This is a genomic window from Kitasatospora sp. NPDC101801 (genome assembly GCF_044766665.1).
GTDB lineage: Bacteria > Actinomycetota > Actinomycetes > Streptomycetales > Streptomycetaceae > Kitasatospora.
Window position 1 is genome coordinate 62,369 of record NZ_JBIWML010000039.1, and the last position, 15,173, is coordinate 77,541.

Genomic DNA, 15,173 nt, shown 5'->3' on the forward strand with positions numbered 1-15,173 from the left:
TTAGGAGTTCTTCTCGCAGGCGAAGCGGGTGGTGGCGGTCACCCACGGGTCGGCGAGGCACGCCGTGTGCTCGCGGTCGCTGCGGTCGTCGTCCTCGAACACGATGACCTCGTCGTCGAGTTCGAGCGGTCCCGCGTCGCGGAAGTCGGTCGTCAGGAGTTCCAGCACGGCAGTGGGCATGTGACGCCTCCGGGGGTGTGGTCGCGCAGTGGATGACGGCGCGGGGCGCGGCGGGTGCAGGCCGGTTGGGCCGGCGGGGCCGAGGTCCTGATCCACGAAGGTAGATAGCGCCGACCGACCTGACAAGAGGTCAGAAACCGCTAACTTAACGGCTGTTCACGGCCTTTCGGGCTGCCGGAGAAGGGTGGAAGGATCGTCCACGCAGCTGGTTCCGTCCGCGAGTCCGCCACGGTTTCTCCACGGGGTGTTCTTCGAAAGCTTCCGTCGAACACATGACCGTGGTTGCATGGGCCGCAGCGCGAGTGATCCACGGCGGCGGAGGGCGGCCCGCCGGCTCGGCGGTCGTTCCAGGCTGGGGGCTCGAAACCATGGCGCGCACCGGGCAGTTCTCGCCCGAACCGGGGGAGCGATTAGCTGACCTCCTCGGGGTCTGCGCGCTGACCTGGGCGCTGCCGGGAGTCCTGGTGGACGGAGCCGTCGAGGCCGCCGGGCGGACCGAGCAGCGCACCCGGGTGCTGCCCGCGCGGACGGTCGTCTACTTCACGCTGGCGCTGTGGCTCTACCCGGCCAGCGGGTACGGCGAGGTGATGCGGTTGCTGCTGGCCGGACTCGCCCGCAAGCACCGTCGGGCGCGGCCGCTCGCGGTGCCGTCCACGGCGGCGATCACCAAGGCCCGGCAGCGGCTGGGCCCGGGGCCGCTGCGGCTGCTGTTCGAGCGGGTGGCCGGGCCGGCCGCCGACGGCCGGCCGCCCTGGCAGCGGCACCTGATGTCGCTCGACGTGGCCCTGCTGGACGTCCCGGACTCGCCCGACAACCGGGAGGCGTACGGCGGCTCCGACGGGGTGTCGGCCGGCCGGCCGTTGCCGCAGGTGAAGGTGCTCGCGCTGGCCGAGAACGCCACCCACGCGGTCCGCGCGGCCGCGCTCGGCACCGCCGACGCGGCCGGTGCCGAGCTGGCCCGCGAGGTGCTGGCCGCCCTGCGGCCCGGCCAGCTCGTGGTGGCGGCGCGCGGCGCGCTCTCGTACGACCTGTGGACCAGCGCCCGGGGGTGCGGTGCGGATCTGCTCTGGGAGGCGCGGCCGGCCCTGGACCTGCCGCCGCTGCGCCTCCTCGCCGACGGCTCCTACCTGTCCCGGCTGGCGGGCCCGACGGCGGCCGACCGCCTGGTCCCGGTCCGGGTGGTCGACTGTGTCCTGCCCGCCCTCGACCGGTCCGGCCGCCCGACGGGCACCCGGGCGGGGCGGCTGGTCTGCTCGATCCTGGACCCGTCCGGAGCACCGGCGGCGGAACTGGCCGGGCTCTACGCCGAGCGCTGGCGCCTCGACACCCTGATCGACGAACTGGGCGCCCGGCGGGGCCGGTCCCGTCCGGTGCTCCGCTCCAAGTCTCCGGCCATGGTGGAGCAGGAGGTCTGGGCGATGCTGCTCACCCACCACGCGATCCGTGCCCTGGTGGTGGGCGACTCCGGGGACGGGTGAGCGGGTCAGGCGGCGGAGCCGAGGCGGGCCGTGACCTCCCTGGTCAGCACGGTGCGGAAAGCGGCGGTCAGGGGATCCGGGTCGGTCCTGGTCCAGACGGCGAGCGGGCGGCGGACGGGCGGCGTGGGGCGGAGCAGGTGACCGTCGAAGTCGGGCGGGATCACGTGGGCGGCGGCGAGGGTGGGGCCCAGTCCGGCGGCGGCGAGCAGCGGAGCGGCGGCGGTCTGTTCGGTCCGGACGGCGGCGCGCGGCTGGAAACCGGCGGCGGCGCAGGCCCGGTCGAGGAGCTCGGCGAGGCCGTTGCCGGGGGCGTAGTGCACCCAGGCGCGGTCGGCGAGCGAGGCCAGGTCGAACGGGGCGGGGCCGGTGGCGGCCGGGTCGTCGGCCGCGACCACGACCACGAACTCCTCCTCGCCGACCGGGTGGACGGGGCCCGCCCAGCCGGGCGGCGGCGGGCCGAGGGCCAGGTCGGCCTGCCCGGCGGCCATCGCGTCGCGGAGCTCGTCGGCGTGCCGGTGCTCGAACAGCCGGACGCCGATGTCGGGGCGGACCCGCCGCCAGGCCCGCAGGACGGCCGGCAGCAGGCCGAGGCTGTAACCGTAGAGGGTGGCGAGCTCCACCTCCCCGCTCGCGGTGCCCGCGGTCCGCCGGGCGGCCTGCTCGGCGCGCCGGGTCTCGGCGAGCGCGGCCCGGGCGTGCGGGAGCATCGACCGCCCGGCCGGGGTGAGCCGGACCAGCCGGGGCAGCCGTTCCAGCAGTGGACCGCCCAACTGCCGCTCCAGGACCCGGATCTGGTGCGAGAGAGCGGGCTGGGTGACGTGCAGCAGCTCGGCGGCCCGGGTGAACGAGCCCTGGTCCACGATCGTCACCAGGTACTCCAACTGCCGCAAGGTCACCATGAGCTGATCTTATGGCCAGCAGTAGAAACAGAACCTGGACTCATCGCCCCGGCCGGACGGAGGATCGAGGCGGGCCCGCACCGCGCGGAGCCGCCACCGGAGCGCAGGGAGCCACCGAGCCATGGAGACCACCAAGACCGCCCTGGTCGTCGGAGCGAACGGCGTGATCGGCCGCAATCTGGTCGACCACCTGGCGGCCACCGGCGAGTGGCAGGTGATCGGGCTGTCCCGCCGGGGCGGCGAACCGGCCGACCGGGTCCGCTACCTGAGCGTGGACCTGCTCGACCCGGTCGAGACCAAGGCGAAGCTGGCCGGCCTCACCGAGGTCACCCACGTCTTCTACGCGCCGCGTACCAGGACCGGCCCACCTGGGCCGAGCTGGTGCCGCCGAACCTGGCCATGCTGACCAACGTGATCGAGGCAATCGAGCCGGTCGCGACCGGGCTGCGGCACGTCAGCCTGATGCAGGGGTACAAGGTGTACGGCGCGCACCTGGGCCCGTTCAAGACCCCGGCCCGGGAGAGCGACCCGTACTTCATGCCGCCCGAGTTCATGCACGACCAGCAGGCGTTCCTGACGGCCCGGCAGCTCGGCAAGGAGTGGACCTGGTCGGCGATCCGGCCCTCGGTGGTGACCGGCTTCGCGCTCGGCAACCCGATGAACCTGGCGATGGTGATCGCGGTCTACGCCGCGGTGTCCAAGCAGCTGGGCCTGCCGCTGCGGTTCCCGGGGAAGCCGGGCGCCTACGACGCCCTGCTGGAGGTGACCGACGCCGGCCTGCTGGCCCGGGCCACGGTCTGGGCGGCGACCGACGAGCGGTGCGCCAACCAGGCGTTCAACATCAACAACGGTGACCTGTTCCGGTGGAGCGAGCTCTGGCCGAGGATCGCCGGGTACTTCGAGCTGGACGTCGCGCCGCCCCTGCCGCTCTCGCTGACCACGGTGATGGCGGACAAGGAACCGCTCTGGGACGCCATGGTGGCCGAGCACGGCCTGGCGCCGCACGGCTACCAGGAGGTCTCCTCCTGGGGGTTCGGCGACTTCGTCTTCTCCTGGGACTACGACATGTTCGCGGACGGCTCGAAGGCGCGGCGGTTCGGCTTCCACGAGTTCGTCGACACCGGGGCGATGTTCCTGGAGATCTTCGAGGACTTCCGCCGCCGCCGGATCATCCCGTAGCCCGGTCCGGATCGGGGGGACGGCCGTTGTCGTACGGTGGCGGGACCGCCTAGAGAAACGGACCGGCCCGTGGCTATCCGCCCGTACGTCCTGCTGAGCGCCGCGATGTCCGTCGACGGGTACCTGGACGACGCCTCGCCGGAGCGCCTGCTGCTGTCCGGTCCGGACGACTTCGACCGGGTGGACGAGCTGCGGGCGGGCAGCGACGCGATCCTGGTCGGCGGCAACACGCTGCGCCGGGACAATCCCCGACTGCTCGTCAACTCGCCCGACCGGCGCACCGGACGACTCCGGGCCGGGCAGCCCGAGTACCCGCTCAAGGTGACCCTGAGCGGCAGTGGCGACCTGCCGAGGGAGCTGAACTTCTGGCACACCGGCGGCGAGCGGCTGGTCTACACCGGCACCTCAGCACGCGACCGGCTGGCCGCCGAACTGGCCGGGCTGGCCGAGGTGGTGGCCATCGGCGACCGGCTGGACCTGGGCGCGGTGCTGGACCACCTGGGCGCGCGCGGAGTGCGGCGGCTGATGGTGGAGGGCGGGAGCAGCGTGCACACCCAGTTCCTGGCCGAGGGCCTGGCGGACGAGCTCCAGCTGGCGGTGGCGCCGCTGCTGGTCGGGCAGCCGGCCGCGCCGAGGTTGGTGGGCCCGGCCGACTTCCCCGGCGGCCCGTCCCGGCGGATGCGGCTGTTGGGGACCCGTACGGTGGGTGACGTCGTGCTGCTCCGCTACGCCCCGAAGGAGACCACCGCGTGAAGACCGACGCCGACTGGCTGGCCCGGGCCGTCGAACTGTCCCGGCGCTGTCCGTTCTCGGAGACCGCCTTCTCGGTCGGGGCGGTGATCGTCGGGGCGGACGGCGAACTGCTCAGCGAGGGGTACAGCCGGGAGACCGACCCGAAGGTGCACGCCGAGGAGTCCGCGCTCGCCAAGCTGCCCGCCGGCGACCCGAGGCTGCGGACGGCCACCGTCTACAGCTCGCTGGAGCCGTGCGGCGAGCGGGCCTCCCGGCCGCGTACCTGCGCCCAGCTGATCATCGCGGCGGGCGTGCCCCGGGTGGTGCTGGCCTGGCGGGAGCCCGACCTGTTCGTGACCGGCTGTCAGGGAACGGCGCTGCTCACCGCGGCGGGCGTCGAGGTGGTCGAGCTCCCGGAGCTGGCCGAGGCGGCCCGTGAGGTCAACGCCCACCTACTCCGCTGAGTTTTGTAACCTGGTATGACAAACCCCGCCCGGAGGAGTCTGCCCATGTCTGTCACCCTGCCCGCCCGTGCCCTGCTGCTCGACATGGACGGCACCCTGGTGAACTCCGAGGCGGCGGTGGAGCGTTGCTGGCGGCGCTGGGCGGCCGAGCACGGCATCGACGGTGACGAGGCGATGCGGGTGGTGCACGGCCGGCAGGGGCACCTGAGCATGGCGATCCTGCTGCCGGAGCGCCCGGTGGAGCAGAACCTGGCGGACAACCGGCGGATGCTGGCCGAGGAGGCCGCCGACCTGGACGGTGTGGTCGAGGTGCCGGGGGCGGCGGCCTTCCTGGCCGCGCTGGAGCGGCTCCCCCACGCGCTGGTCACCTCGGCGGACGAGACGCTGGCCACCGCCCGGATGACGGCGGCCGGGCTGCGGCTGCCCGAGCTGCGGGTGACCGCCGAGTCGGTGGGCGCCGGCAAGCCGGATCCGGAGGGCTTCCTGAAGGGCGCGGCCGGCCTCGGCGTCGACCCGGCGGACTGCGTGGTCTTCGAGGACTCCGAGGCGGGCATCATGGCCGGCCGGGCGGCCGGCATGCGGGTGGTCGGCGTCGGCCCGCGCGCGGCGGCGTTCGGCCCGACCGTGCAGGTGGACACCCTGGAGCAGGTCCGGGTGGTCCCGGCCGCCGAGGGCGGGCTGCTGCTGGAGATCGGCTGAGCGACCGGTGGGCCCTGAGCGGCCGGGCCCCGGGCGCTCAGGGCCGGGGCGGCAGCGGCAGTGGCAGCGCGGGCAGGCCGTCCAGGCTGACCGGGACGTACGGCTTGCCCTCGCAGTAGACGGCGAACTCGTCGTCGGTCTTCCGGTCGAAGAACTCCGCGTGCATCGAGCGGTCCTCCTGGTACTCCATCAGCGGCACCGCGAAGCCGCAGGAGTCGCTGACCCGGGTGGCGTGCACCAGCACGACGCAACGCAGGGCACTGCCGTCGGCGGTCGGGTCGAAGTGGCCGAGCAGCTCGGTGAACCGCGGGTCGTCCCGGAACACCGGCTCGCCCCGGCCGTGCACCCGGACCACGGTGGGCGGGCCGGTGAACGCGCACCACATCAGCGTGATCCGGCCGTTCTCCCGCAGGTGCGCCAGGGTCTCGGCGGTGCTGCCGCCGAAGTCCAGGAAGGCCAGCGTGAGTTCGTCCAGGACCACCAGGGTGCCGGACCGGCCCTTGGGGGAGAGGTTGACGTGCCCGGCCTCGGCGAGCGGGGCGGTGGCGGTGAAGAAGACCGGCTGGGCCTCGATGAACTTCCGCAGGCGGCCGTCGATTCGTTCGTAGGTCTTTCCCATGGCCCGATTGTCGCGGAAACGCGCCCGCCGGGGCGACCCTGCTCGGCAGTCGTCTTGTCATCCGAGACAGATATTCTCAAGCTCCGAGACGTCGGCGTAGGCTCGAAACGGCGGTGAACGGGCCGTCAGGACGAGGGGAGCCCACCATGACCGAACGTCAGGCTGTCTACACCCATGGCCACCAGGACGCCGTGCTGCGCTCGCACCGGTCCCGTACGGCGGCGAACTCGGCCGGCTACCTGCTGCCCGAACTGCGGCCCGGCCAGGCCCTGTTGGACGTCGGCTGCGGCCCCGGCACGATCACCGCAGACCTGGCCGAGCTGGTCGGCCCGACCGGGCGGGTGGTCGCGGTGGACCGTTCGGCCGAGGTGCTGGCCCAGGCGGCGGAGCACGTGGCCGGGCGGGGCATCGGCAATGTGACCTTCGCTGCCGCCGACGCGTACCGACTGCCGTACGCCGACGGCGAGTTCGACGTCGTACATGCCCACCAGGTGCTGCAGCACGTGGCCGATCCGGTGGCGCTGCTGCGCGAGCTGCGCCGGGTGACCAGGCCCGGCGGGGTGGTCGCCTGCCGGGACGCCGACTACGCGGCGATGGCCTGGTACCCCGAACTGCCGGAGCTGGCCGACTGGATGGCGCTGTACCAGCGGGTGGCCCGGGCCAACGGCGGCGAGCCGGACGCCGGACGCCGGCTGGCGTCCTGGGCCCGGGCGGCCGGCTTCGGGACGGTCGACTGCTCCTCCTCCACCTGGACGTACGCCACGGCCGGGCAGCGCGACTGGTGGGGCGACAGCTGGGCGGACCGGGTGGTCGGCTCCGGGATCGTGGACACGGCGCTGGCCGGCGGCTTCGCCACTCCAGGGGAGCTCGCCCGGATCGCCGCCGGGTGGCGGCGCTGGGCGGCCGACCCGGACGGCTGGTTCGCCGTGCTGAGCGGCGAAGTACTGGCCCGGGTCGGGTAGTCGGGGCCGCCGGTCAGGCCGGTATCCCGGCCCGCTCCAGCAACTCGGCGAACGCGGCCCGGTCGTACTGCGCGCCGCCGGCCACCTTCTCCCCGTCCACCAGCACGGTCGGGGTGCCGGTCGCACCGGAGGCCCGGAAGGCGTCCTGGGCCTGGCCGACCCAGTCCCGGTAGGTCACGCCCTCGACCGCCCGGTCGAACCCGTCACTGCGCAACCCGGGGACCCCGGAGGCGAGGTCGAGCAGGAACCGGTCGGTGAAGGCGTCGTCGGACTCCTCGGCTGGCTGGTTGGCGAACAGCGCGGCGTGGAACTCGGCGAACCTGCCCGCCTCCAGCGCTGCCCGGGCCGCGTTCGCCGCCTTCACCGAGCCCGAGCCGCCGAGCCTGCCGTCCAGGAACGAGGCCAGCGTGTACTCGATCCGCACCTCGCCCCTGGCGGCCGCCGAGGCCAGCAACTCCCCGGTGGCCGCCTCGGACTTCGCGCAGTACGGGCAGCGGAAGTCGGCGTACACCCGCACCGTGTGCCGGGCGTCCGGGTCGCCGACCAGCACGGTGGTGCCGTCCGCCGCCAGCCGGGCCGGGAGTTGGGAGAGCGTGGTCGCCTCGGCGGCCGGCAGCGTCCTCGGCGTGGCGGTGGCGGCGGATCCGGCGGCGGCCGAGCCCGGCGCGTCCGCGCCGCCGCAGCCCACCAGGGTCACGGCGAGCAGCCCGGCGGCGAACGACCCGGCCAGGACCTGGCGACGCCGGGGCTGCCGGGAGAGTCGGGCGGTCGCGGGCATGGGGACTCCTCTCGTCGGGAGCCCCGAGGCGGGCGCGGGCGGGGCCTCCGTGCCTGTGACGCTAGTCAGCGGCGCGTCGGCCGGGCAGAGGCGCAGGACCCGCCCGGGGCCGACCTTCGTCCCGGGCCCGCCCGCCGCTTACCTCCCGTTAACCCCGGCCGTACCCGCCGGTAGCAGAGCAGCCGTAGCTTTCGGAGCGCACCGGGCCCGGCCCGCCCCCCACCGGGCCGGGCCGCAGCGGCCTTAGGGTCTGTCGTCAGACTCCCGCCTGCCCCACGCCGCCTGGCACGCACCCTCGCCGCGCCGGACGAAAGCCCGAGTACGACCCAGTGCGCGTGCTCCCGCCCGGCATGCCGAGAGCACGCACCGGACGCCGCAGGGCCGCCCTCCGGGCGACGACGGGAGTTCGACGACAGCCCCTAGGGTGGTGCCCATGGGGACGTACCGGGTGATGCGGCAGGACGACAACGGCAACCGCGCTCTGGTGGCCGGTGAGCTGACCCGGCCGGCGGCCGAGGCGATGGCCGACGAGTTCGAGGCCCGGGGCCACAAACAGCTGTACTGGGTGGAGCCCGTGCCCGACCGGATCGTGGTCGGCGGCGCACTCCTCCACCAGGGCCGGGTGCTGGCCGCCCGGCGCAGCGCCCCGCCCGAGGTCGCGGGCGGCTGGGAGTTCCCGGGCGGCAAGGCCGAACCGGGGGAGACCGAGCAGCAGGCCCTGGAGCGGGAGCTCTTCGAGGAGCTCGGCGTACGGGCCCGCGCCCTGCACCGCCTTCCCGGCAGCTGGCTGGTCCGCCCCGGCCTCGAACTCCGGATCTGGGCCGCCGAACTGATCACCGGTGAACCCCGCCCCCTCCAGGACCACGACCAACTCCGCTGGCTGGGCCCCACCGACCTCACCACCGTCGACTGGCTCACCCACGACCGCGAGGTCCTCCCGCACGTCGCCGCGCTGCTCCACTAGCCAGGGGCCCGCCGCGGTCGACACCGGCCTTTTGCAGGTGCTCAACCGCCCACGGCCCGGGGGCTCGGGGAACTGCGGACGCCGGCCTCGTTCGAGGTGATCCGTGCGGAGGTGGTCAGGGACTTTCGCAGTGACCCGGACGCCAGATCTCCTCGCAGCTCCCCGAGCCCCCGGACCCCAGACCCGAGCGCCCTGCAAAAATCTGAGCGCCTGCCTACGGCGCGGCCTCCCGAGCCCCCTGCGGAAGGGTTGGGCCAGGTAGGTCAATCGGAAAAGCCGACCCGCTCGCCGGGGTAGCCTGGCGTTCTGATGGGTATGTCACTTTTCGGCAGTATTCGTCACCATAGGTGAGGCGGTCGGTGTCGAGCACGGGTAACGACGGCGGAGCGCAGCCGTCCGCGGACGGAGCCTCCCGGCGGGGGCCGCGACCGGCGGTGGCCGGAGCGGGTGTGACCCCACGGCCCAGGACGGTCGGCAGCGCCTCGGCACGGGCCCGGCTGCGCCGCCTGACCCCCAGGCCCCCGGCCGCGCAGCCCGCTGCGGCGCAGGCCCCCCGCCCACCCGCCGAGCCCCGTTCGGGCGGCACCCGGGGCGGCCCGACGGCCCCGTACCCGGGTCTGGACAGCTCCCCGGTGGAGGCGTTCGCCGAGCGCACCGAGGGCAGCCTGTTCGACGTGGTGAAGGTGGCCATCGCGATCCTGGACACCGCCGGGCGGGTGGTGCTCTGGAGCCCGGCCGCCGAGGAACTGCTCGGCTGGCCGAGCGAGCTGCTGGTGGGCCGCCGGATCGACGAGCTGATGGCGGATCAGGACCTGGTGAGCCGGGTCAGGGCGGCGATCCAGGCGACCCTGCGGAACGGCCACTGGCAGGGCTTCACCGCGCTGCGGCACCGGGACGACGAGGAGGTCGGGGTGGAGGCCCGGATCTCCCTGCTGGTGGACGGGGACGGCACCCCGTTCCTCCAGGTGGCGCTCGCGGAGGCCGGTGCGCTGCGGGCGGTCGAGCGCGACCTCGCGGTCCGGGACGCGCTGTTCGAGCAGTCCCCGCTGGGCATCGCGATCCTGGACACCGAGCTGCGGTACACCGCCGTCAACCACACCCTGGCCGAGATGAACGGCGTCCCGGCCGAGGAGCACGTCGGCCGGACCACCGGGGAGACCCTGCCCGAGCGGGCCGCCGACGAGATCACCGCGATCCAGCGCCAGGTGCTGGCGACCGGGGAGCCGGTCATCGACGTCACGCTGGCCTCCCCGGTGACCGCCCGCTCGGGCGGCTTCCGGTCGATCTCGTACAGCCGGATGACCGACCGGGCGGGCCGGGTGCTCGGCATCTCCGGCACCGTGATGGACGTGACCGAGCGGTACCGGGCGGTGGCCAAGGTCGAGCACGCCCGGCGCCGGCTCTCGCTGCTCAACGAGTTCGGCTCCCGGGTCGGCGACCTGCTGGACGCCACCCGGATCGCCCAGGAGCTGGCCGGTGCGGTGGTGCCCCGGCTGGCCGACTACGCGGCGGTGATCCTGCTGCAGGCGGTCGCGCACGGCGACGACCTGCCCCGGCACGGCCACGACCGCAGGACCTCGCTGCTCCAGCTCGGCACCGCCTCGGTGCAGGATGCCCCCGAGGTCGAGGTGATGCTCCGCCGGGGGGCCAGGATCACCTTCGCCGACGACTCCGCCTTCGGCCGGGCGCTCCGCACCGGTATCCCCGAACTGCTCTCCGGCCCTGAGGAGTTGAGCGACCTGACCTATCCCGGCGACCCCAAGGTGCAGGCCGCCCACGACCTCGGTGTGCACTCGCGGCTGGTGGTCCCGCTGCGGGCCCGGGGGATCGTGATCGGCCTGCTGGTGGTCAGCCGGGCCGGCTACCGGGAGGGCTTCGACCGGGACGACCTGGCGTTCACGGTCGAGCTCGCCGACCGCGCGGGCAGCTCGCTGGACAACGCCCGGCTGTACGCCCGGGAGCGGACCGCCGCGCTCACCCTGCAGCGCACCCTGCTGCCGCAGCAGGTCCCGCAGCCGGCCGGCATCGAGGTCGCCTACCGGTACGTGCCGGGCAGCAGCGGCACCGAGGTCGGCGGCGACTGGTTCGACGTCATCCCGCTGCCGGACGGCCGCACCGCACTGGTGGTCGGCGACGTGATGGGCCACGGCCTGCGGGCGGCCGCCACGATGGGGCGGCTGCGCACCGCCGTCCGCACCCTGGCCGGTCTCGACCTGCCGCCCGAGGTGCTGCTGCGGCACGTCCACGAGCTGACCGACGACCTGGCCCAGGGCCCGGACGAGGCACTGCTCGCCACCTGCGTCTACGCGGTCTTCGACCCGTCCACCCAGCGGCTGACCGCGACCAAGGCGGGCCACATCCCGCCGATCCTGATCGTGCCCAAGGAGCCGCTCGAGGAGCCGTCCCGGGTCGGCAGCGCGCTGACCGGTGGGGTCGGCCAGATCCTCGACCTGCCGTCCGGCGCCCCGCTCGGGGTCGGTGGGGTCCCGTTCGAGTCGATCGAGCTGGACATCCCCGAGGGCAGCCTGCTGGTGCTCTGCACCGACGGCCTGGTGGAGTCCAGGGACAAGGACCTGGACGTCGGGCTCGGACGGCTGCTCACCGTGCTGGAGCAGCCGTACGCCTCGATCCAGCAGGCCTGTGAGGCCGTCCTGGACACCATGGAGCAGGGCCGCGAACCCGATGACGTGGCACTGCTGCTGGCCCGGCTGGGCCGGGGCCGGGCGGGCATCCCGACGGCCGGCTGGACGCTGCCCGCCGAGCCGACCGCGGTCTCCCGGGCCCGCCGGCTGGTCCGCGGCGCGCTGGCCGAGTGGGAGGTCGAACACCTCACCGACACCGCCGAGTTGCTGGTCAGCGAGCTGGTCACGAACTCGGTCCGGTACGCCAGTGCCCCGATCGGCGTCCGGCTCACCCTCGGCGAGACCCTGCTGGTGGAGATCTCCGACCCGCTGCCCGACCCGCCCCGGGAGCGGCACGCGGCCGAGGCGGACGAGGGTGGCCGGGGCCTGGAGCTGGTCCGCCGGCTGGCACTGCGCTGGGGCGCCAGGGCCGAGGGCATGGGCAAGGTGGTCTGGTTCGAGCTCGACCCGGCGGACGATCACCTGGAGTGAGACCGCCCGGGAAGCGGACGGTCCGTCAGGCGGCGTGCGGGGTACGCCGGGCCTGTCCGTGACGCGTCAGGTCCCGGGCCGGGGACCGGGCGCCGACCAGCGATCTTGTGGCGCGCGGGCGGTTCGAACAGCCGCCTTCGGGTATGGAGGAGCAGGGAAGGGGAGTCCTGAGTCGATGTTGTGATGTTGGGGGCGTGTGCGCCTGCCCTCCGATGATGAATACTCGGTGTTCTCGACATCCGGATGGGCGCGGGTTGGAGGGGATCGGACCGTTGAACAGCATCCCGGCGTGGAGAGCGTCGAGCGACAGCGGCCATGTCGCCGTGCCCGGGCAGCCGAGCGGTCCGAGTCTCCGGGCGGCCGCGGCCGCAGCCGACTGGGGTGACTACGACAAGTCCGGGACGATCTACGACTACATCCGGGTCGCCACCTTCGCGATCGGGCCGGACGGCCGGATCACCCAGTGGAGTGCCCGCGCGGCCGAGTTCTTCGGCGTCCCCGCCGAGGAGGCGGTCGGCACCGACCCGGTGACCACCTTCGTCCCGCGCGAGCTCTGGCAGCGCGGCCGGGCCCGGCTGGAGAGCATCCTCGCGGGCGAGGAGTGGGTCGGCACCGCCCCGTACCGGGACGCCACCGGCTCCGAGGGCCTGGCCGAGCTCTACGTGATGCCGGACAGCGGCTCACCGGGCGCCACCTGCCTGGCCGTCGACCTCGGCCGGCTGCGCCGGATCGAGACCGACCTGGCCGCCTCCGAGGCGGTCTTCGGGCAGACCCCGACCGGGTTCTTCCTGTTCGACCCCGAGCTGCGCCTGCAGCGGGTGAACCAGGCGTTCGCCACCGCCGTCGGCCTGCCCACCCACGAGCTCCCCGGGCTCAACCCGTACGACCTCTTCCTGCCCGGCGAGGCGGACCGGCTGCTGGCCGCGCTGCGCAAGGTGCTGGCGGGCGGCGGTCCGGTGCTCGACCTGCGCTTCACCGGTGCCGTGCCGCGCACCAGCACCGTGCCGGCCCGGGACGGCGGCCGCCGCTGGGCGATCTCGCTGTACCGGCTGAACAGCGCCAACGGCCGTCCGATGGGCGTCGCCGGCCAGGTCCTGGACGTGACCAGCCGGCACGTCGCCGAGCGCGAGGCCGCCGGCGTCCGCCGCAGCCTGGCCCTGCTGAACGAGGCCAGCACCCACATCGGCTCCACCCTCGACCTGGAGACCACGGCCAAGGAACTGCTCGACGTGATCGTCCCGCAGTTCTGCGACCTGGCCAGCGTCGACCTGTACACCGCCCTGCTGGCGGGCGAGTCCGGCCCGGTCTCCGGCCAGGGCGGCGCCTCGGACGGCTCCGGCGAGCTGCGCCGGGTGGCCGTCTCCAGCGTGGTCGGCGGCGCCTCCAGCGTGCTCGGCGCCGAGGGCGCCGTGCCGGTCGCCGAGGCCGGCGGCTCGCTCTGTTACCCCCGCCGCTCCCCGCACGCCCGCGCCCTGCGCACCGGCCGCAGCGTGGTCCCGCAGCCCGGCCCCGACCCGCTGCTGCGCTCCACCCTGGTGGTCCCGCTGGTCGCCCGCGACCAGGTGCTCGGCCTGGTCCAGCTGTCCCGCGCGATCGGCAGCGAGCCCTTCGACGCCCGGGACGTGGCGATCGCCGAGGAACTGGTCGCCCGGGCCGCCGTCTGCGTCGACAACGCCCGGCTCTACCGCCGCGAGCACGAGCGCGCGCTGATCCTCCAGCGCAGCCTGCTCCCCCCGGGCAACCCGGCCGCCACCGGTCTGGAGATCGCCCGCCGCTACCTGCCCAGCAACAACAACACCGAGGTCGGCGGCGACTGGTTCGACGTCATCCCGCTGCCCGGCAGCCGCACCGCGCTGGTGATCGGCGACGTGATGGGCCGCGGCCTGCGCGCCGCCGTCGCGATGGGCCAACTCCGCACCGCCGTCCGCACCCTGGCCCTGCTCGAACTCGACCCGGCCGAGGTGCTCACCGCCCTGGACGAGATCGCCCGCGGCCTCGGCGGCGACACCACCGCCCCCGGCGAGGAGGCCGAGGTCTACCTCGCCACCTGCGTCTACGCGGTCTACGACGCGGTCAAGCAGCGCTGCGTCTTCGCCAACGCGGGCCACCTGCCCCCCGTCCTGCTCAGCCCCGGCGAAGCCGCCCGGATGCTGGAGGTCCCGCCCGGCCTCCCGCTCGGCGTCGGCGGCGAGCCGTTCGAGGAGGTCACCGTCACGCTGCCGGACGGCGCCGTGCTCGGCCTCTACACCGACGGCCTGGTGGAGTCCCGCAAGCACCAGCTCGACGAGGGCCTGCGGGCCTTCCGGACCGCCCTCACCGGCGGCTCCCGCGAGCTGGAGAGCCTCTGCGACGAGGTGCTGCACGAGCTGATCCCCCATCACGGCGAGGACGACATCGCCCTCCTGATGGCCAAGGTCGAGCCCCTCCCCGAGGACGCCGTCGGCGACTGGAAGCTCCCCTCCGAGCCCACCTCGGTCGCCAAGGCCCGCGAGCTCGCCTGCTCCTGGCTGCTGGTCCGCGGCCTGGACGAACTCGTCGACACCACCGAGCTGCTGGTCAGCGAGCTGGTCACGAACGCCCTCCGGCACGGCAACGGCGACATCCGCCTGCGGCTGCTCCGGGACCGCACGGTGGTCTGCGAGGTCTGGGACGACGGCTACGCCCAACCCCGCCAGCGCCGCGCCCAGGAGACCGACGAAGGCGGCCGCGGCCTCCAGCTCGTCAGCCTCCTGGCCGAACGCTGGGGCAGCCGCCGCACCCCGAACGGCAAGATCGTCTGGTTCGAACTGACCCTCTAGCGGCTCCGCCGCGCGGGCGACGCCGACTTTTTGGCAGGTGCTTCGGCGTCTACGGTCAGGGGCTCGGGGAACTGCGACGCCGGCCTCGGAAAAGGTGATCCGTAGAGGGGTGGTCAGGCACTTTCGCAGTGACCCCGGCGCCAGATCTCCTCGCAGTTCCCCGAGCCCCTGGGTAGTAGACCGCTGAGCACCTGCCTACGGTGCAGCCCCGGGCCCCTCCCTGACAGTCTCGACTGAGACGCCCGGTATGTCGGGTTAGTCTGGATCGGCGAGACAGGAGCATCACCGGCATGGGCAGCACCACCCAC

General features: G+C 74.1%; 12 protein-coding genes and 1 pseudogene. 9 read left to right on the plus strand and 4 right to left on the minus strand.

All coding sequences use genetic code 11. From position 1 onward, the window contains the following. Window positions 1-180 carry an SflA family class IV lanthipeptide gene (locus tag ACIRPK_RS30390; RefSeq protein ID WP_403044286.1) on the minus strand — a complete coding sequence of 60 codons (180 nt, stop codon included), beginning with the start codon at window positions 178-180 and terminating at the stop codon, window positions 1-3. 368 nt (window positions 181-548) lie between these two features. Here ACIRPK_RS30390 and ACIRPK_RS30395 point away from each other — a divergent pair, with 368 nt between their 5' ends. Next, window positions 549-1,658, plus strand: a complete 1,110-nt coding sequence (locus tag ACIRPK_RS30395; RefSeq protein WP_403044289.1) for a transposase domain-containing protein — start codon at window positions 549-551, stop codon at window positions 1,656-1,658. A 5-nt stretch (window positions 1,659-1,663) separates the two neighbouring features. On the opposite strand, the gene ACIRPK_RS30400 is transcribed toward ACIRPK_RS30395, so the two are convergent. Further along, entirely contained in the window at window positions 1,664-2,557 is an 894-nt protein-coding gene (locus ACIRPK_RS30400; RefSeq protein ID WP_403044291.1) for a LysR substrate-binding domain-containing protein, read from the minus strand. A gap of 121 nt (window positions 2,558-2,678) precedes the next feature. Here ACIRPK_RS30400 and ACIRPK_RS30405 point away from each other — a divergent pair, with 121 nt between their 5' ends. The 4 genes and pseudogenes from ACIRPK_RS30405 to ACIRPK_RS30420 all read left to right on the plus strand — a co-directional run bounded on the left by ACIRPK_RS30405 (window position 2,679) and on the right by ACIRPK_RS30420 (window position 5,631). Beyond that, window positions 2,679-2,963, plus strand: coding sequence for an NAD-dependent epimerase/dehydratase family protein (locus tag ACIRPK_RS30405; protein ID WP_403044294.1), 285 nt, complete (start codon window positions 2,679-2,681; stop codon window positions 2,961-2,963). A gap of 5 nt (window positions 2,964-2,968) precedes the next feature. Then, window positions 2,969-3,736, plus strand: coding sequence for an SDR family oxidoreductase (locus tag ACIRPK_RS30410; protein WP_403044296.1), 768 nt, complete (start codon window positions 2,969-2,971; stop codon window positions 3,734-3,736). A 105-nt stretch (window positions 3,737-3,841) separates the two neighbouring features. Next, a pseudogene (locus tag ACIRPK_RS30415) lies at window positions 3,842-4,932 on the plus strand (dihydrofolate reductase family protein). A 45-nt stretch (window positions 4,933-4,977) separates the two neighbouring features. Continuing rightward, a complete protein-coding gene (locus tag ACIRPK_RS30420; protein WP_403044298.1) occupies window positions 4,978-5,631 on the plus strand; it encodes an HAD-IA family hydrolase in 654 nt (217 codons plus the stop codon). 37 nt (window positions 5,632-5,668) lie between these two features. Here the strand turns inward: ACIRPK_RS30420 and ACIRPK_RS30425 are convergent, their stop codons facing one another. After that, window positions 5,669-6,250: a pyridoxamine 5'-phosphate oxidase family protein gene (locus ACIRPK_RS30425; protein ID WP_403044301.1), complete on the minus strand. Its 582-nt coding sequence runs from the start codon at window positions 6,248-6,250 to the stop codon at window positions 5,669-5,671. Window positions 6,251-6,396: 146 nt separating this feature from the next. Between ACIRPK_RS30425 and ACIRPK_RS30430 the strand changes: the two genes are divergently transcribed. Further along, window positions 6,397-7,212: a methyltransferase domain-containing protein gene (locus tag ACIRPK_RS30430; protein WP_403044303.1), complete on the plus strand. Its 816-nt coding sequence runs from the start codon at window positions 6,397-6,399 to the stop codon at window positions 7,210-7,212. Window positions 7,213-7,225: 13 nt separating this feature from the next. On the opposite strand, the gene ACIRPK_RS30435 is transcribed toward ACIRPK_RS30430, so the two are convergent. Then, window positions 7,226-7,990 carry a DsbA family protein gene (locus tag ACIRPK_RS30435; protein ID WP_403044305.1) on the minus strand — a complete coding sequence of 255 codons (765 nt, stop codon included), beginning with the start codon at window positions 7,988-7,990 and terminating at the stop codon, window positions 7,226-7,228. A gap of 433 nt (window positions 7,991-8,423) precedes the next feature. Between ACIRPK_RS30435 and ACIRPK_RS30440 the strand changes: the two genes are divergently transcribed. The 3 genes from ACIRPK_RS30440 to ACIRPK_RS30450 all read left to right on the plus strand — a co-directional run bounded on the left by ACIRPK_RS30440 (window position 8,424) and on the right by ACIRPK_RS30450 (window position 14,865). After that, window positions 8,424-8,954 (plus strand): (deoxy)nucleoside triphosphate pyrophosphohydrolase, encoded by a 531-nt coding sequence (locus ACIRPK_RS30440; RefSeq protein WP_403044308.1) that lies wholly within the window; start codon window positions 8,424-8,426, stop codon window positions 8,952-8,954. Between the two features lie 449 nt (window positions 8,955-9,403). After that, complete coding sequence (locus ACIRPK_RS30445) at window positions 9,404-12,067, plus strand: SpoIIE family protein phosphatase (RefSeq protein WP_403044310.1); 2,664 nt, start codon at window positions 9,404-9,406, stop codon at window positions 12,065-12,067. A gap of 215 nt (window positions 12,068-12,282) precedes the next feature. Next, on the plus strand, window positions 12,283-14,865 hold the full coding sequence (locus ACIRPK_RS30450; RefSeq protein WP_403044321.1) for a SpoIIE family protein phosphatase: 2,583 nt from the start codon (window positions 12,283-12,285) through the stop codon (window positions 14,863-14,865). The last annotated feature ends 308 nt before the right edge of the window (window positions 14,866-15,173 follow it).